The organism is Pseudomonas sp. WJP1 (genome assembly GCF_028471945.1).
Taxonomy (GTDB): domain Bacteria; phylum Pseudomonadota; class Gammaproteobacteria; order Pseudomonadales; family Pseudomonadaceae; genus Aquipseudomonas.
The window spans coordinates 2,570,668-2,588,643 of the sequence record NZ_CP110128.1; the positions used below are offsets into that span (position 1 = coordinate 2,570,668).

At 63.6% G+C, this 17,976-nt stretch carries 13 protein-coding genes; 10 read left to right on the plus strand and 3 right to left on the minus strand.

Going from position 1 to position 17,976, the window contains the following annotated elements; translation table 11 throughout:
* The first annotated feature begins 61 nt into the window (after positions 1 to 61).
* Both ycaC and OH720_RS11695 read left to right on the plus strand, forming a co-directional pair.
* Positions 62 to 688, plus strand: coding sequence for an isochorismate family cysteine hydrolase YcaC (gene ycaC, locus OH720_RS11690; protein ID WP_180206124.1), 627 nt, complete (start codon positions 62 to 64; stop codon positions 686 to 688).
* Positions 689 to 853: 165 nt separating this feature from the next.
* Positions 854 to 1,750, plus strand: coding sequence for a LysR family transcriptional regulator (locus OH720_RS11695; RefSeq protein ID WP_272605729.1), 897 nt, complete (start codon positions 854 to 856; stop codon positions 1,748 to 1,750).
* Between the two features lie 109 nt (positions 1,751 to 1,859).
* Here the strand turns inward: OH720_RS11695 and OH720_RS11700 are convergent, their stop codons facing one another.
* The 3 genes from OH720_RS11700 to gspG all read right to left on the minus strand — a co-directional run bounded on the left by OH720_RS11700 (position 1,860) and on the right by gspG (position 4,343).
* A complete protein-coding gene (locus OH720_RS11700; RefSeq protein WP_272605730.1) occupies positions 1,860 to 2,540 on the minus strand; it encodes a hypothetical protein in 681 nt (226 codons plus the stop codon).
* 151 nt (positions 2,541 to 2,691) lie between these two features.
* The gene (locus OH720_RS11705) at positions 2,692 to 3,879 is read right to left on the minus strand and encodes a type II secretion system F family protein (RefSeq protein ID WP_180206127.1); all 1,188 of its coding nucleotides are present in this window, start codon (positions 3,877 to 3,879) and stop codon (positions 2,692 to 2,694) included.
* Between the two features lie 14 nt (positions 3,880 to 3,893).
* A complete protein-coding gene (gene gspG, locus OH720_RS11710) occupies positions 3,894 to 4,343 on the minus strand; it encodes a type II secretion system major pseudopilin GspG (RefSeq protein WP_008055567.1) in 450 nt (149 codons plus the stop codon).
* A 207-nt stretch (positions 4,344 to 4,550) separates the two neighbouring features.
* On the opposite strand from gspG, the gene OH720_RS11715 reads away from it, so the two are divergent.
* The 8 genes from OH720_RS11715 to OH720_RS11750 all read left to right on the plus strand — a co-directional run bounded on the left by OH720_RS11715 (position 4,551) and on the right by OH720_RS11750 (position 17,897).
* On the plus strand, positions 4,551 to 5,159 hold the full coding sequence (locus OH720_RS11715) for a lytic transglycosylase domain-containing protein (protein ID WP_008055566.1): 609 nt from the start codon (positions 4,551 to 4,553) through the stop codon (positions 5,157 to 5,159).
* 206 nt (positions 5,160 to 5,365) lie between these two features.
* Positions 5,366 to 11,209, plus strand: a complete 5,844-nt coding sequence (mnxG, locus tag OH720_RS11720; protein WP_272605731.1) for a manganese-oxidizing multicopper oxidase MnxG — start codon at positions 5,366 to 5,368, stop codon at positions 11,207 to 11,209.
* A gap of 153 nt (positions 11,210 to 11,362) precedes the next feature.
* Positions 11,363 to 13,315, plus strand: a complete 1,953-nt coding sequence (locus OH720_RS11725; protein ID WP_272605732.1) for a YncE family protein — start codon at positions 11,363 to 11,365, stop codon at positions 13,313 to 13,315.
* A 13-nt stretch (positions 13,316 to 13,328) separates the two neighbouring features.
* A complete protein-coding gene (locus OH720_RS11730) occupies positions 13,329 to 13,985 on the plus strand; it encodes an SCO family protein (RefSeq protein WP_272605733.1) in 657 nt (218 codons plus the stop codon).
* Positions 13,982 to 14,614, plus strand: a complete 633-nt coding sequence (locus tag OH720_RS11735; RefSeq protein ID WP_272605734.1) for an SCO family protein — start codon at positions 13,982 to 13,984, stop codon at positions 14,612 to 14,614. The genes OH720_RS11730 and OH720_RS11735 overlap by 4 nt, the downstream gene beginning before the upstream one ends.
* A gap of 9 nt (positions 14,615 to 14,623) precedes the next feature.
* Positions 14,624 to 16,174 carry a cytochrome c/ABC transporter substrate-binding protein gene (locus OH720_RS11740; protein WP_272605735.1) on the plus strand — a complete coding sequence of 517 codons (1,551 nt, stop codon included), beginning with the start codon at positions 14,624 to 14,626 and terminating at the stop codon, positions 16,172 to 16,174.
* A gap of 14 nt (positions 16,175 to 16,188) precedes the next feature.
* Positions 16,189 to 17,142 carry a peptidylprolyl isomerase gene (locus OH720_RS11745; protein ID WP_272605736.1) on the plus strand — a complete coding sequence of 318 codons (954 nt, stop codon included), beginning with the start codon at positions 16,189 to 16,191 and terminating at the stop codon, positions 17,140 to 17,142.
* 221 nt (positions 17,143 to 17,363) lie between these two features.
* On the plus strand, positions 17,364 to 17,897 hold the full coding sequence (locus tag OH720_RS11750; protein WP_272605737.1) for a response regulator: 534 nt from the start codon (positions 17,364 to 17,366) through the stop codon (positions 17,895 to 17,897).
* The last annotated feature ends 79 nt before the right edge of the window (positions 17,898 to 17,976 follow it).

Genomic DNA, 17,976 nt, shown 5'->3' on the forward strand with positions numbered 1-17,976 from the left:
ATAAGCGCCGGCCTCCTGGCCAGGCGCCACAAGCGACAACCATCCACCAAGGAGTTTTTTCATGAGCAACGTTCCGTACTCTCGCTTGAACAAAGATGACGCTGTTGTGCTGCTGGTCGATCACCAGACCGGCCTGATCTCGCTGGTGCAGGATTTCTCGCCCAACGAATTCAAGAACAACGTGCTGGCCCTGGGCGACATCGCCAAGTTCTTCAAACTGCCGACCATCCTCACCACCAGCTTCGACAAGGGGCCAAATGGTCCGATCGTGCCGGAGCTCAAGGCTCAATTCCCCGAGGCGCCGTTCATTGCCCGTCCAGGCCAGATCAACGCCTGGGACAACGAAGATTTCGTCAAGGCGGTGAAGGCCACCGGTCGCAAGCAACTGATCATCGCCGGTGTAGTCACAGACGTGTGCGTGGCGTTCCCGACCCTGTCGGCCATTGCCGAAGGTTTTGAAGTGTTCGTGGTGACGGACGCTTCCGGCACCTTCAACACCACCGTGCAGCAGGCTGCCTGGGCCCGCATGTCGGCCGCCGGTGCGCATCTGCTGAACTGGTTCTCCGTGGCCTGCGAGCTGCAAGGCGACTGGCGCAACGATATGGAAGGCCTGGCCAACCTGCTGTCCGAGCGCCTGCCGAACTACCGTAACCTGATCAACAGCTACACCACGTTCACCGCCAAGTAAGACCGCACCGCACCTGTAGGAGCCCGGCTTGCCGGCGAAGGCGTCCATGAAATCGCCATCGCCGGCAAGCCGTGCTCCTACAGTTTTTGCGTGGGACCCTGAATAGGGTGCCGAAACGAGAATAAAACGCTATAAAAGCGGGTGACTGTCAATCAAGGCATGACAATGAACCCGTTCGAAGATATGCGTATTTTTTGCCAGGTGATGGACTCCGGCAGCTTCACGGCCGCCGCCGATCAACTGGGGCTGTCCAAGCAGTTTGTCAGCCGACGCTTGATGCAACTTGAAGAGCGACTGGGCGTGCGGCTGCTCAATCGTTCGACCCGGCGGCTGGATGTCACGCCATTGGGGCAGAGCTACTACGAATCGGCCCTGCGCTTGCTGGGTGAAGTCGAGCAGGTGGAGCAGGGCATCGCCGGGCAGACCACCGAGCCGCGCGGGACCTTGCGCGTGAGCGCGCCGCTGTCGTTTGCGCTGGCGCACCTGGGGTGCCTGCTGCCGCAGTTTTTGCAGCGCTATCGGGACGTCACGGTGGAGGTGGACTTGAGCGATCGCCCGGTGGATCTGCTCGGCGAAGGCTATGACCTGGCACTGCGCATCGGAATACTGGAAGACTCGACGCTAATCGCGCGGCGCATCGCCTCCATCCAGCGGGTGTACTGCGCCAGTCCGGCTTACCTGGCAGAGCGTGGCACGCCGCTCAAACCCGAAGATCTGCACCAGCATGACTGCCTGCCATACGGCCACGGGCGTCAGGTGCAATGGCGCTTCGAAGGGCAGGGCAAGCCGTTGGTGGTCAACGTTACGGGACGGATGCGGGTCAACAATGGTGAGTTGCTCAAGGACGCGGCGATTGCCGGGATGGGGATTACCTATTTGCCGACGTTCATCGTCGGTTCGGCATTGAAGGACGGGCGGCTGGTGGCGGTGCTGGATGAGTTTCGACCGCAACCGCTGACGTTATCGGCGGTGTATCCGCAACATCGTCAGTCCTCGCGACCGGTGCAGGCGTTGATCGAGTTTTTGCGCGAGCGCCTGGACGATTCGCACAACCCCTTGTAGGAGCGAGCCTGCTCGCGATGGACGTCAACGATGACACGGGCTGTCTGAATGCCCGCGTTGTCTGGACGTTTTTCGCGAGCAGGCTCGCTCCTACAAGGGTTTGTGCACGTCAGTTGACGCGTTTGTCGTCACCCGGTTCGCCACCGACGTGGACACCACGATCGTCACCCGGCTCGCCAGCGGCATGCAGGCCGCGATCGTCACCCACTTCGCCGGCGCGGTGCACGCCGTGGTCGTCGCCTACCTCGCCGGAGCGGTGCACGCCGTGGTCGTCGCCTACCTCGCCGGAGCGGTGAACCCCATTGTCGTCATGCCCGGCCTGATGCACGCCATGGTCGTCACCCGGTTCGGCATGGGTGCCGCTGCGTCCGGAGTTCGAGGCTGTGCTGCCGGAATGCCCGGAAGCATGGTCGCTGCCGCTATGACCGCTGCCGGCGCTATTGCCGCCGTGGCCACCGCCATTACCACCGCCGCTGCCACCACTGCCGCCGTGGCCACCACCGTTGCCACCGCCACCGCTGCCTCCACCGTGACCGCCGCCGCCACCACTGCCGCCACCACCGTGACCGCCACCACCGCCACCACTGCCGCCGCCACCGTGACCGCCACCGCCGCCCCCACTGCCGCCGCCACCACCGTGACCACCGCCACCACCACCACCGCCACCGCCACTTCCGCCTTCTTTCGCCTGAGCGCTCGATACCCCGGAGAGGCTGTCCGGAATCAGGACGGTAGACGCCGATAAGATCGCGCCAATCGCTACTGCCAGTAATAGCTTGTTGATGTGCATGTCGTTCTCCGTCTTCTAATTCAAGTTGGAACGTTGATGAACATTGCAACGTGCTGCCATATTCAGTGGGTAAACACGCCAAGGTGCCGCTTTATTCGTTGTGATGTTGAAAAAAGACTGCGACTTCCCGCGCAGGCCCGTCCCAGAGGCATCAGTGGATGCTTGAAGCCAGCTCGAAAATCGGGATGTACATCAAAATCACGATCACCCCGATCAGCAGGCCGATGAAGGTCATGAGCAAGGGTTCGAACAGGCGTACGAACCATTCGATCCAGCGGCTGATTTCTTCGTCGTAAAAGTCGGCGCTGCGCTCCATCATCTGCCCGAGGTTGCCGGACTGCTCGCCGGCGCGCAGCAGGCGCAGGGACACCGGGGTCACCAGGTGGTTGAGTTCCAGCGCCGTCGACAAGGATTGCCCCTCGCGCACCCGTTCGCAGGCCTGGTCCAGGCGCAATCGGGAGGCGGGAGTGAGCAGGTTGCGGACCATGCCCATGGCGGTGACGAGCGGTATGCCGCCCTGCAGCAAAATCCCCAGGGAACGGTAGAAACGCGCCAGTTCGTACATGAAGATGCGCTGGTGCACCGCCGGGAGTTTTTCGATCAGGCGGTCCAGGCCCCGACGAAAGGCCGGTTGGCGCTGGAGGAAGGCGAGGGCGATGACGATCGTCGCCAGTGCGCCAAAGAATTCACCCTGGTGGGCGTGCAGGAACATGCCGCTGCTCATCAGGATCTGCGACAGCCACGGCAGGTTCGACCCCAGCCCTTCGAACACCAGGCTGAAGCGCGGCACCACATACCCCATCAGGAACAACACCACGCCACCGCCCACCACCAGCAACAGCATGGGGTAGATCGACGCGCTGACGATCTTCTGGCGAACCTCGTCCATGCGCTGGCGATAGCTGACATAACGACCCAGCGCATCGCCCACGGCACCGGTTTTCTCGCTGGACTGGACCAATGCCACGTACAGCGGCGGGAACACCGCCGACAATTGGGCCAAGGCCTGGGAAAACGATTTGCCTTCATACAGCAGGCGCACCAGTTCACTCAGGGTCTTGCGGGCCTGTGGCGCATTCTCTTTTTCCGCCAGGCTTTCCAGCGCATCGATCAACGGCAGGCCGGCATTGAGCAGGGTGGTCAGTTCCTGGCTGAACAGCACCAGGTTGAAGGTCTCGCGCTGCTTGAGGCGCAGTGCCCGCCAATGCCTCTCGGCGTGCAGGCTGACTACCCGCAGCCCCTGGTCTTCGGCGATGCGCCGGGCTTCGCTGTCGCCCGGCGCCTCGACGGTCATTGAAACCACACCGGCCTTGCCTACCGCCTTGAGGTGAAAACGCATGGTCGCCATTCCCCTCATTGCCAGCTGGTGACTTCGGCGTTTTCGCCTTCGCCGCCGGGTTGGCCGTCCTTGCCCATGGACAGCAGGTCGTACTCGCCGTTTTCCCCGGGGTAGCGGTAGGTGTAGTTACGGCCCCACGGGTCCTGCGGCAGTTTTTTCTGCAAGTAAGGGCCGGTCCAGCGGGTTTCGTCGCTGGGGGCGGTGACCAGTGCCTGCAAACCCTGCTCGGTCGACGGGTAATGGCCGACCTCCAGGCGGTACAGGTCCAGGGCCTTGCCCAGGCCTTCTATTTGCGCCTTGGCCACCTTCACTTCGGAGCGGCCCAGTTGCGCGAAGTACTTCGGCGCGACGATGCCGGCCAACAGCCCCAGCACCACCAGCACCACCAACAGTTCAAGCAATGTGAACCCGCGCTCGGCTCGAAGGGCAAAAGCACGCGGGGCGAAACGCAGACGCTGTTTCATGATGACCTCACACAGTCGGCAGAAGGGTCGCGACAAAGGCTTATGCAATTGCCATGCACAGGCCCGGCCCAGCGCCGGACATCCCCGTGCAACCCCCGTATTACGGCCACTTGCGCTTTCGGCACAGTGCTTGCGTATGGCTGATACACGACCGGCCATTGGGGCATAACCCCCATTTTTCGGGGGCCGGTCACGGGAGGTAGAACAATGAAAACTCTCACCACAGGACTGCTCGGCGTGATGCTGCTGGCAGGCACGGCGCAGGCCGATGTATTCGTTTCCAGGGACGCCAAGGGCGACTTCGTCTTGTCCAATGTCCATCGCCCCGGACGCCAGTACGAACGGGTGGTCCGTGATGTCGAAGCGAAGGTGGCCAGCCTCGATCAGCAGCCGCAGATGATCGCCGCCAGGCCGTATGCCGAACTGGTATCAAAGGCGGCCACCGACAACCAGCTGCCGGCGGCGCTGCTGCACGCGGTGATCCAGGCCGAATCCAGCTACGACGCCAGCGCCGTATCACCCCAGGGCGCGGGCGGGCTGATGCAGCTGATGCCCGATACCGCCCGGGAGTTGGGCGTGAAAAACGTCTACGACCCCAAGGCCAACATCCAGGGCGGGGCCAAATATCTCAAGCGCCTTATGACCATGTTCGACAACGACATCGCCCTTGCCGTTGCCGCCTACAACGCCGGCCCCCAAGCGGTGCTCAGCCGTGGCGGCGTGATCCCGCCGTTCGCCGAAACCCAGCGTTATGTGCCCAGCGTGCTGCGCCAGTACCGGCGTCTGCAGGGGCTGGCAGCGGATGCCCCGTTGTGACCGCACAGCCTGGGGCGGGTTTCCCCAACATTGGGGCATGGTGGCCCCGGCAAAAAAGTGGGGAATAAATGGGGAATATCCCCCGATGAATTAAGTGGCGACTGTAACTGTTTGAAAAACCGATAGATTTTTTATGGCATACAGATTGCTCAAGGGGTTTTGTCGAGAATTATTCCCTGTGAGCGCCCACAGCGAGGCCCGTGATCATGACCGGCATATTCCACGCTCCACCCCTGCTCAGTTTCCTGCTGTTCGCAGCGTCCATGCTTGGCGTCGAGCTGGCCGAGGCTGCCGCGCGTTGTGAACGCAACCTGGTGGCCAACGTCGTGACTCTCGACCAGCCGCTGATGTTCAACCGCCTCGGTGCGCAGAACGTCAACGGTATGATGTTCGCCCTGCGTCGCGATGTGGTCGATGACCATGACATCTCTCTGGCCCAGGGTGGAGCGGCGGTGCCGGGCAAGGTTTCGCTGCGTCCCGACAAGCGTCCGCGTCCGCTGGTGCTGCGGGTAGCCGCCGGTGACTGCCTGACCATCAATCTGCAGAACCTGCTGGCCTACCAGGCCAACCCCGGTTCCCATGACGGTGGCGAAGAAGAGGAGGAGGGCGAGGAAGAAGAAGGCATCGAAATCGGCAACAACGAAAACTTCAAGGTCGACGAGCAAGTCGCCGACCGCCATGTCGGTTTCCAGGTCAACGGCATGCAGGCGGTCAACAGCATCGATGACATCGCTTCGTTCACCGGCCGCAATGCCAACAGTTTGATCGCACCGGGTGCCAGCCGTTCCTACACCCTGTACGCCGAGCGTGAAGGGGTGTTCGCCGTCAGCAGCCGTGGCGCAACCTTCGGTGGCGAAGGGGCGGCCGGCAACGTGGCCAACGGTTTGTTCGGCCAGGTCGTGGTGGTGCCCAAGGGCGGTCGCACTTACCGCAACACCGTGACCGAAGAAGAAATGCGCCTGGCCACCACCGGCCGCACCCCGGCCGGCCAGCCGATCGTCGATTACCAGGCGCGTTACCCGCAACGTGAGCCATGGGTCCGTGAAGGCAAGGCCGGCACGCCGATCATCAACATGGTCGACGGCAATGAAATCATTTCCAGCGAAAGCGACGCGATCGTCATGGGCAGCAACGCCGATGGCAGCTTCCCGCCCTCGACCTATCCGCTGGAAGCCGTGGGCAAACGCAACCCGGCGCTGCCCAATCGTCTGGAGCCGTTCCGCGATTTCGCCTCGCAGTTCCAGGATGAAACCGCCGCGACCCAAGCTTTCCCGGCCTACTGGGCGGACCCTGTGATGGCCCACGTGCTGGAGCCGACCCGCGATTCGTTCATGATCAACTATGGCTCTGGCGGCATGGGTGCCGAAGTGGTTGCCAACCGTCTCGGCGTAGGCCCGATGCACGATTGCCTGTCCTGCGCCTACGAAGAATTCTTCCTCAGCTCCCACACCGTCGGCGACGTGGCGATGCTGGTGGACGTACCGGCCAACGCCGGCCTGGAAGGCATCACCCCGGGACAGACACCGAACGCCGATCAGGTGGGCGTCAAGGCGACCATGGCGCTGTATCCGTCCGAGCCGTCCAACGTCAACCACAGCTACATCGGTGACTTCGTCAAATTCCGCAACACCCACAACGGCCATGAGCAGCACATCTTCCACCTGCACGGGCATCAGTGGCTGTTCAACCCCAACGATGACAACTCCGACTATGTGGACGCCCAGGGCATCGGCCCGGGTGCCGGCTACACCTATGAAATCGCCAACGGCGGTTCGGGCAACCGCAACCGGGTAGCGGGCGATGCGATCTATCACTGCCACTTCTACCCGCACTTCGCCCAGGGTATGTGGGCCATGTGGCGGGTGCACGATGTGTTTGAAGAAGGCACCAAGCTGGAGGTGTCGCAACAAGGATCGGACGGTTTCCACAGTGAGCCTTATGCCCTGCGCAGCGGTAAACCCGCCGCGGGTGCACGGGCCTTGCCCGATGGCGAGATCGTTGCCGGCACGCCGATCCCGGCGGTGGTGCCGCTGCCTGGCAAAGCCATGGCACCGATGCCAGGCAAAGTCGCGGTCGTACCGAAAATCGGCGAAACCCTGGTGGCCGCCCACAACGATGACGACGATGATGAAGAAGACGACGATGACGGCGAGCACCATGGCGGCAGCGGTGGTGCCCAGGCCATCGGTTCCCTGGCGCTGGTGGATCGCAGCGAAGCCAACCGCAACGCCGATGGCACGCTGAAAAACCCAGGCTACCCCTTCTGGATCGGCGGCATGGAAAGCTCGGTCGGCCAACGCCCACCGACCCCGCCGCTGGACATGCTCGACGCTGCCACGGCGCAGGCCTTGAAAGCGACCGGCAAAGCCTTGTGGGCCAACCTTGACCCAGCGCAGTCCGGTGGCTGGGACGGTGGCCTTGGGCGCCATTCGCTGGACGGCGTCTCTGCCGGAGGCGAGGCCGAAACCATTACCACATCGCTGGATTTCTCCAAGACGGTGACGCGCGCCAAACCGATCTACCTGCCGGAAGAGGGCACCGAAGTCGAGCAAGCGGCCATGGCGTTCCACGCCAAAAAGGACCACCCAAGCTTCGCCCTGCTGCCGGGTAATCAAATCGTCGCACGGGCCTTCCGCACCAACGGCGCCTTGCCGATGGCCGGTGCGCCGTTCTACGAACCGTGCATGGACGACCGGCAGAAACGCCTGAGCAGCAGCGCCGGCACCGGTGAATTCAACAGTGGCGAGCGGCTCGACGGCATGTCGTTCATCGGCTCCTCGAGCTTCACCGCCGACCGTCCGCGCATCTACAAGGCGGCCAACATCCAGTTCGACGCGGTGTACAACAAGGTCGGCTACCACTTCCCGCAAGCGCGCATCCTGGCGCTCTGGGAAGACGCTTGGCCTGTGATCACCAAGCAGCGTCCGCCAGAGCCCCTGGTGATGCGCATGAACACCTTCGACTGCGTGCAGTACCAGCAAACCAACCTGGTGCCGGCCACCTATGAGATGGACGACTATCAGGTACGCACGCCGACCGACGTGATCGGCCAGCACATTCACCTGCCGAAGTGGGACCTGGTGTCTGCCGATGGCTCGTCCAACGGCTGGAACTACGAAGACGGCGTACTCTCCCCAGGTGCGGTACAAGAACGCATCCACGCCATCCGCGAGTTCAACCAGTGCCAGGGTAGCGATCCACGCGATGGCACACCGGCCTGCCCGAAAGCCAAGAACCACCCGTACTTCGGCCAATACGGCCGGGCCGACTGGGTCGGTGCGCGTACGGCGATGCAGCGCTGGTTCGTCGACCCGGTGGTCAACGCCAAAGGCGTCGACCGTGGCCTGGGCACCATCTTTACCCACGACCACCTCGGCCCATCGACGCACCAACAGATCGGCCTCTACGCCACCGTGCTGGCAGAACCTGCCGGCTCCACCTGGTTCCACGCCGAAACCGGCGAGCCGCTGTACAGCGGCGCGCGTCAGGACGGCGGGCCGACTTCGTGGCAAGCGGTGATTTCCACCGGTGACCTGGACGGCGACGGCAAGAACGACAGCTTCCGTGAGTTCTTCCTCGAATACAGCGACTTCCAGCACGCCTATGAAGCCGGTGTGTACGTGGGCGCCGGGCCTGACGGTAAACCCAATGCGCAAAGCTTCCCGGCTACCGCCGACAGCTTCCGCTACGCGATCAACCCGCCTGTGCGTAACAACGCCAGTACCTTGCTCGACGGCATTCTCGAAGTGCAGGGCGGCATGGTTCCCGGCTGCCCGAGCCGGCCATGCCCACAAGCCATCTCGGTCGATGACCCGGGCATGTTCGTGGTCAACTACCGCAACGAACCGCTGGCCCTGCGGGTGTATGACCCGTACAAGGTCGGCCCGGACGGCAAGCGCGGCATGCAGGCCGACGGCCTGGGCGGCGACCTGGCGTACGCCATGCAAAGCCGTACCGACCGTGCGATCCCGGCGATGAACCTGGCGCCGAACCTGATCACCGCGGCCACCGGCCCAACCGGCGGCACCACGCTGTTCCCGCCGCACATCAACAAGGGCGGCGCCGAACCTGGCGACCCGTTCACCCCGATGCTGCGCACCTACACCGGCGACAACGTGCGGCTGCGGGTGCATGCCGGCGGTCACGAAGAGGAGCACAACGTCACCCTGCACGGCGTGAAGTGGCTGCAAAGCGGTTCCGGTTTCGGCAACAGCTCCAACTCCGGCTGGCGCGCGTCGCAGATGATCGGCATCTCCGAGCAGATGGGCTTCATTGCACCGGTCTCGATGCTGTCCAGTTCGGCCGCCACCACCGGTGACTACCTGTACTCGATGGACGCTTCGATCGAGGGTTACTGGAGCGGGATCTGGGGCGTGATGCGCAACTACACGGCGCAACGCAACGATCTGTTCGCGCTGCCCAACAACGCCAAGCCGACCGGTATGCGCAACACCGTGGCCTTCGACGGCGTTTGCCCGCGGATCGGCGCCAACCCCAACGGCATCGGCACCCGGCCGACCCCGCAACGCAACTATGAAGTGGTCGCGGCGCTGGCCAATGACATCCTCGGCAATCCACTGGGCTTGACCATCGGTGACCCGGCGGGCCTCGGCATGCATGTGGGCGGGCCGTTGAATCCGGCCGGCGGTACCCTGGTGCTCAACTCGCGTACCGTGAGCATTCCACAGGTCACCGTGACCGACCCTGAAGACGGTGAAACCATCACCATCGGCGGGCAAAGCGGGCCGCTGCATGATCCGACCGCGATCCTCTATGTGCGCAAGGCCGACCTCGACCCGGCCACCGGCAAGCTCAAGCCCGGTGTGCCTGTCGAACCCCTGGTGCTGCGCGCAGCAGCCGGTGACTGCATCAACATCACCCTGGAAAACCGTCTGCCGAGCGTCATGCCGGACCTGACCCAGACAGCGGTGATGCAAGGCATGGTCAAACGTGATCGCAACAGCGGCAGCGGTTCGACCACCTTCAGCAACAACCTGATGCGGCCGTCGAGCCACGTGGGTCTGCACGCGCAATTGCTGGCGTACGACATCACCAAATCCGACGGTACCAACATCGGCGCCAACCCGACCCAGACCGTGCCACCGCGTGTTGGCAACAGCGGGGCCTACCCGACCCGTACCTATCAGTACTACGCCGGGCACCTGGAGCGTGAAGGCAAGCCGATCACGCAACTGGGGCGCAATGTCGACAACATCAATGCCACGGCGATCGAGTTCGGCGGCTTGAACATCACCCCGGCGGACGTGATCAAGCAGTCGCAAAAAGGCCTGGCCGGGGCGATGAGCATTCTGCCGGTGGGCGCCACCTGGGTTGACGATACGCGCAAGGTCAATGCAACCGTCACCGCCCCTGGGCAAACCACCTACCGCGACTTTGCGATGGTCTGGCAAAAGGCCTTGAACACTCGCTGGGCCAATGGGCGGCCGGTGGAAGGGATTGCCGCGGAAGGGTTCGGCGTGCCGACCGATCCGCAGGACAACTCGAGCATGGCTATCAACTACAAGACCGAACCGATGTGGTACCGCTTCGGCCTGGCCCCGGATGCACCCTTCGGCCATGCCGACGGCGCGGGCTACGGCGACATGGCGAATGCGCACATGGCCTACAGCAATGCGCTGGTGGGTGGCGATCCGCAAACACCGGTGCTGTACGCCAAGCCGGGGCAGCCGTTCCGCACGCACATCCTGATGCCTACCGGCGGTAGTCGCGGTACGACCTTCCAGCTTGACGGTCACGTCTGGTCGACCAACCCGTTCCTGTCGGAGAAGAGCGATACCGGTGGCTACCCAATGAGCACCCCGGGCGTGGGTTCGGTGAAGTTCGGCTACAACCCGATGTCGATGTACATCGGCGCCCACGAGAGCGTCCTGCCGGCAGCGCACTTCAGCTTCATGCTGCCGAGCGCCGGTGGGGTCAACGCGATACCGGGTGACTACCTGTTCCGCGACTACGGCGCCTATGGCAACACCTCCGGGTTGTGGGGGCTGTTGCGGGTGACCAATGACCCGGAACCGGCGCCAGCGCCGTAGGGCAGGAAACAACGCAACACCTGTGGGAGCGGGCTTGCTCGCGAAGGCGGAGTGTCAGACACATCAATGCTGGATGTGCTGGCCTCTTCGCGAGCAAGCCCGCTCCCACAGGAGGGCGGTGAAGCAGGCATAGATCTGAAGGGGAGAGGTGACATGAACAGGACCATCAAAATCGCCAGCGTTGCCCTGGTCGTCGGGGTAGCGCTGATCTGGCTCGGGGTGTGGCGCACGTCGCCTCCAACCCAGCTCAGCGACATTGCGCTACCCGACACCTGGACCGGCCAGACGCTTGAGCGTGACGGCGTGTCGGTGGCGCTTGAGGTGCGGCCGCTGGCCCAAGGCGGCGTGTTGCGCGAGGGTGAATTTGCCGACGTGCGCTTCAAAGTCACCGACAAGGCCTCGGGCCAACCCTTGGCGGGCGTCGCCCCCGGCGCCTGGATCGACCCCGAAACCGTTGCCGCCGACCAGGCCCAGGGCCGCGAACAGAGCTGCAAGGCCCGGGTCGGGGTGTTCCTCAAGTCGAGTATCGGCGCACGGCCGCTGCTCGATCTCAACAGCTACTTCCTGATGGTGATGAACCGCGATGCCAGCGTCTCGGTGGTCGACCCGTCCGTCTCGGTGGGTGGCATCACCAGCACCATGACCCGCATCGATATCAAGCAACCGCCGATGGATTGGGTCACCCCCCGGGACAACAAGCGGGTATTCGTGTCGATGCCGACGGCGGGTGAAGTCGCGGTGATCGACAGTGAACAATTCAAGCTACTCGACTCGGTGGCCGCCGGCAGCAACCCGGTGCGCGTGGCCTTGCAACCGGACGAACGCCTGCTGTGGGTCGGCAACAATGCCCCGTCGGCCGAGCTCTCCGGGGTCACAGTGATCGACACCGCCAGCCTCAAGACCCTCAAGCACCTGGCGACCGGCAGCGGCCACCACGAAATCGCCTTCAGCAAGGACAATCGCTTCGCCTTTGTCACCAACCGCGACGACGGCACAGTCAGCCTCATCGATGTCGCCACCTTGACCATCGTCAAGCAGCTCAAGACCGGTTCGCACCCGCTGTCGGTGGTGTACTCGCCACTGTCCGGCGCGGCCTACGTGGCCGACGGCAAGGACGGCACGGTCACCGTGGTCGATGCGGCGAACCAGTCGGTGCGGCGGGTGATCAAGATCAAGCAGGGCCTGGGCCCGATGGGCTTCAGCGCGGACGGCCGTTTCGGCATCGTGCTCAATACCCTGGAGAACCAGGCCGCGGTAATCGACGCGGCCACCGATTCGCTGATCCATGAACTGGACGTGTCCGCCGAACCCTATCAAGTGGTGTTCACCAAGGCCTATGCCTATGTGCGCGGCCTGGCCTCGGCCAAGGTGACGATGATCAACCTGGCCTCCCTCGGTGAAGGCCGCAAGCCGATCACTCAGGGCTTTGAAGCCGGAACACAACCGCCGCGGCTGGCTGGTGACCTGCCGCTGGCGTCGAGCCTGGCAGTGTCGCGGGACGACAACGCGGTGTTTGCGGTCAACCCGGTGGACAACACCACCTACTTCTACGCCGAAGGCATGAACGCGCCGATGTCCGGCTACCCCAACCGCGGGCAAGTGGCACGGGCGGCACTGGTCATCGACCGCAGCCTGCGCGAAGTCGAGCCGGGGCTGTACAGCGCGCGGATCAAGCTGCCGGCGGCGGGGCGCTTCGACGTGGCGTTCCTGCTCAACCAGCCCAACATCATCCATTGCTTCAGCGCCGTGGTTGAGCCGAACGACAAGCTCGGCCCCGTCGCCGGCGTGCCGAAAGTCGAGTTCATGCTCGATAAGACCACGGCCGCCCTGGGCAGCCCTTATGTCGTGCGCTTTCGCATCGTCCAGGGCAAGCAGAAGGTCCAGCGCAGCGGGGTCAAGGACGTGCAGGTGCGCTACTTCCTGGCGCCCAGTTCACGGCCGCAGTACGTCGCGGCACTGGACGTCGGCAACGGCATCTATGAAGCCCCGGTCACCCTTGACCAGAAAGGCGCCTGGTACCTGCACGTGCGTGCGGCGTCCCTGGGCGCAAGTTTCGACGACCAGACTTTTGCCAGCGTTCGGGTGACACCCGGCCAAGCTCATTGAAGAGGACATCGACATGAACCGATTCGCACATCACGGACTGCTGACACTCTGCCTGTTGGCCGCCAGCATCGGCCAGGCCCTGGCCCATTCGGCCGATGAACATGCCGGCCACACCATGGCGGCCAAGAGCTCCAGTTCCGATACCGCCCAGGTCAAGTTCGCCGACGTCGCGCTGGTGGACCAGAACGGCAAAAGCGTACGCCTGGAAAAAGACCTGGTGGCCGACAAGATCGTGGTCATGAGCTTTATCTACACCAGCTGCACCACGGTCTGCCCGGTGGTGTCCTCGATCATGGGCAAGGTGCAGAAACAGCTGGGGGCACGGGTCGGCACCGAGGTGCAGCTGGTGTCGATCAGCATCGATCCGCAGCGCGACGACGCCAAGCGCCTGAACGAATACGCCCGCACGTTCCAGAACGGCCCGGGCTGGAGCTGGTTGACCGGCTCCACGCAGTCGGTCAACGAAACCCTCAAAGGCCTGGGCAGCTTCAGTGGCGACTTCAAGAATCATGCGCCGCTGATCCTGGTGGGGGACGGCAACAGCCGCCACTGGACCCGCTACTACGGCTTCACCGACCCGGCCATATTGACCCGGCAAGTGGAGAAGCTCAGCGGTGAACGCAACGCCCACGCCAAACACACCGCCATCGCCATGGAGCATCAACCATGAGACTTCTCGACTGGATCGCCCTGAGCCTCTGCTCCTGCCTCGCAAGCTCCCTGGCCTTGGCCCATGAAGGGCATGAACAAGCGGCGCCGGCCTCCGCCACGGTAGCGGCCGCCGCGCAGCCGGCCGGTGGCACCCGCGATGCCAAGACCTGGTTCACCGACACGCCGTTGCAGGACCAGAACGGCAATACCCTGCGTTTCTACAGCGACGCGCTGGAAAACCGCGTGGTGCTGCTCAATGTGATTTTCACCAGTTGCACCGATGCCTGCCCCCTGATCACCCAGAAACTCAAGCAAGTGCGCGAAGTGCTGGGCGACAAGGCGGACGGCATCACCTTTATCTCCCTTACCAGTGATCCGCTGCGGGACACCCCGGCGGTACTCAAGGCTTATACCTTGAAGCAGGGCGTCGATGAGCCCCACTGGCTTTTTCTTACCGGCGACAAAGCGCAAATGGACCTGGTCCTGGGACGTATCGGCCAGGTCATACCGTCCCCCGAGCAACACTCCACCCAGTTGATCGTCGGCGACGTGTCGAACAAGCGCTGGAGCAAGATCCGTCCCGATGCCCCGGCCGCGGCCATTGCCCAGCGCTTGCAGTTGCTGGCAATGCCCGTGGCCGGCCGTTGAGTCCGGGCCATGAAAAACGCCCTGATCCTCGGCCTGCTTATCCTGGGAAGCCTCAGCCTGAGCGCCCAGGCGTTATCGCTGACGCCCAGCGAAAGCGCCGGCAAACGGCTGTACCGCGAAGGTGTATCGGCCAGTGGTGAGCCGATCATGGCGCGGATCGGGGCGGCGGGCATGCTACTGCCGGCCACCAGCCTGCCGTGCGCCAACTGCCACGGCAGCGATGGCCTGGGGCGCCCGGAAGGCGGGGTGCGGCCGCCGGATTTGAGCTGGTCGCGGCTGACCAGTACCTACGGTCAACAGCAGGTCAACGGGCGCGCCTATCCGGCCTACACCGAGGGCACGTTGGCCCGTGCGGTCCAGGAGGGGCGCGACCCGGGCAACAACCGGCTCGATGCGGCGATGCCGCGGTTCGTGCTGTCGATGAACGATCAACGCAACCTGACGGCGTACCTCAAGCGCCTGGCCGATGAGCGCGATCCGGGCCTGAGCCCCGACAGCCTGCACCTGGGTACCTTGCTGCCGAGTTCTGGCGTGCTGAGCGAGGAGGGTCTTACCGTGGCGGCGGTGCTCAGGGGCAGCGTGGCGCGGATCAACGAAGCCGGGGGGATTCACGGCCGGCAGGTGCGCCTGACCATCCTTGATCCCGGTCCCGACCGTGTCAGCGCCGAACACGCGCTCGACCAGTTGATCGAACAGGAACAGGTGTTCGCGCTGGTCGCACCGCTGGTGCCGGCGCTGGATGCCGAACTGGCGCCGCGCCTGGAACAGGCCGGCGTACCCCTGATCGGCCCGCTGTCATTGCAGGGCACGGCCCAGGCCAGCCGCCAGATTTTCGAACCGCTGCCGGGGCTGCGTGAACAGATGATCGCGCTGGCCAACTACGCCGCCACCAGCCTGCGCGTGTTGCAAGGCCCCACGTTGATCGCCTACCCGAACGATCCGGGCCAACGACTGGCAGCCGAGAAACTTGCCCAGTACCTGCAGGACAACGACTGGCAGAAAGTGCGCCTGCAACCCTACGAGTCGGCGCAGGACGAGTTGCCACTGGGCTCGCGTTCAGTGTTCTACATGGGCAGCAGTGGCGGTTTCAGTCGCCTGGCCGAGCGCTTGCAGACCGCGGGCCAGGTGCCCTACCTGTTCGCCGCCTCGAATCAGGTGGCGGGCGATCTGTTGCAGGTGCCCAGCGGTTTTTCCCGGCGGGTGTTCCTGGCCTATCCGTTCGTGCCCAGCGACTGGACGATGACCGGGCGCACCGCCCTGACGCAACTGCGCGAGCGCCAGAAGCTCGGCGGCGAACACGCGGTGCTGCAGGTCGGTGCCTACAGTTCGATGATGCTGCTCAGCGAGGGCATGAAACAGGCGGGCCGCGATGCCAGCCGGGAAAAGCTGATCAGTGCCCTGGAAGCTTTGCATGACTTCGATACCGGCCTGACCCCGCTGATCAGTTTCGGGCCGGGTCGACGCCTGGGCCTGAACGGCGCCCATGTGGTCACCGTGGACCTGCCAGACCAGCGCTTCTATCTGGTCGCCCCCTACAAACCCATTGCCGCCATGCCCTGATCCGGAGGCCGAAGATGAAACTTGCGACTGTGTTGGTGCTGTTGACCCTGTGGGTGCCCGCCGCGTTTTGCAGCAATGGCCCGGCGGTGGCGCGGGTCAATGGCGAGGAAATTTCCCAGCTGCGCCTGGAGCGCTATTTCGCCGAATACCTGGAGGATCAGGGCCGGGCGGTCGCCAGCATCCGCAGTCCCAGCGCCTACAAGCAGCTGCGCAAGGCGGCGCTGGACGCCCTGATCGACAAGGAGCTGCTCTGGCAGGAAGCGGTCAAGCGCGGGGTGGTGGTCAGCGATGCCACGGTGCACGACCAGGTGGCCCAGACCCGCCAGGCCATGGGGGGCGACCAGGTGTTCGCCCGGCGCCTCGAAGACGCAGGTTTCGATGAGGCCGGCTACATCGAGTACACCCGCCGTGACCTGGCGGCGCAACAGATGTTTGCCGAACTCACGAAGGTCGGCGAGCCGGACGAACAGCAGGTGCAGGCGTTTTACCAGGAACACCGCGCCGAAATGAACCGTCCCGAGGAGATCCAGGTCAGGCATATCCTGATCAAAGTGCCTCAGGGTGCGGATGCTTCCACAGTCGAAGCCGCGAGACTACGCTTGGAGGCAATGCGCACCACGATTCGTGAAGGTGCCGATTTCGCCAGCGTCGCCCGCAGCGGTTCCGAAGACGCTTCGGCCAGCGCAGGCGGCGATCTGGGGTACTTTACCCGGGGGCGCATGATGCCCGAGTTCGAAGCCGCGGCCTTTGCCCTGGCACCGGGTGCAGTCAGCGAGCCGGTGCGCACGGCGGTAGGCTGGCATTTGATTGAGCTGCAGAACCGATTGGAGGCTGCCGATGTCACACAAGAGCAGGGACTTGACATGGTTCGGGCTTACCTTGCCCGACAGAAACAGCTCCAGGCTCGTCTGCAGGCCTTGGCGCAGCTGCGCGCAAGCAATCGGATCGAACGGATTGACGACGAGTGAGCTTTCCCCAACTGTGGGGGAAAGCGTCGATGCGCATCCGTTCGCTTTCCCCCGCTTTTGGGGGGTGGGGCATGTGGACGCAAAGGCATTGCTTTTAAATTCAAGGACATGAATACATAAAATTACCGGCACTCAGCCTGGCATGAAGTGTGCGTTAGACCTATCAAGGCGCGCACTCCGCCAGGTTCGGAACCCGGACCTGCGGTTTCAAGGAGTCCACCTTGTTAAACAAAGTACTGGTTGTTGATGACGAACAGCTGCTTGCTGAAAACCTCCAGGGTTACCTGCAGGCGCAAGCGCTGGAAGTCCGGATTGCTCACGACGGTGCGCAAGGAATCGCTGAAGCAGGCGATTTCGCACCCGATGTGATGGTGTTCGATTACCGCTTGCCCGATATGGAAGGCTTTGAGGTGCTCGATGCCATCCGCCAGAACAGGAAGTGTCATTTTGTGCTGATCACGGGGCACCCCACCGCAGAGGTTTGCGAAAGGGCCCGGCAAATGGGAGTCAGCCACATCCTGTTCAAACCCTTTCCGTTGGCGGAACTGGCGCGTGCAGTACTTGACCTTCTGGGGCGCCAGCGCGAACCCAAAGCGGGTGTGAGCAGTAGCGAAGGCTTTGTCGAACGACGCCAGAGCAGGACCGAAAGTTTCCCGCTGCAGTTGTACGACGGTAGTTGGGTGCTTGCAGATCGCCGACGAAGTAACTCGGCCTCCACAGCGCCAGACGACGAACAATTGCTCACCGGGGAGTAATGGCGCGACAAGAGGTTCCGGCATCCGCCGCAATTGCTCGCCGCGCCGACAGGGCTCTAAGCCCCGGGTGTTGGAGAGC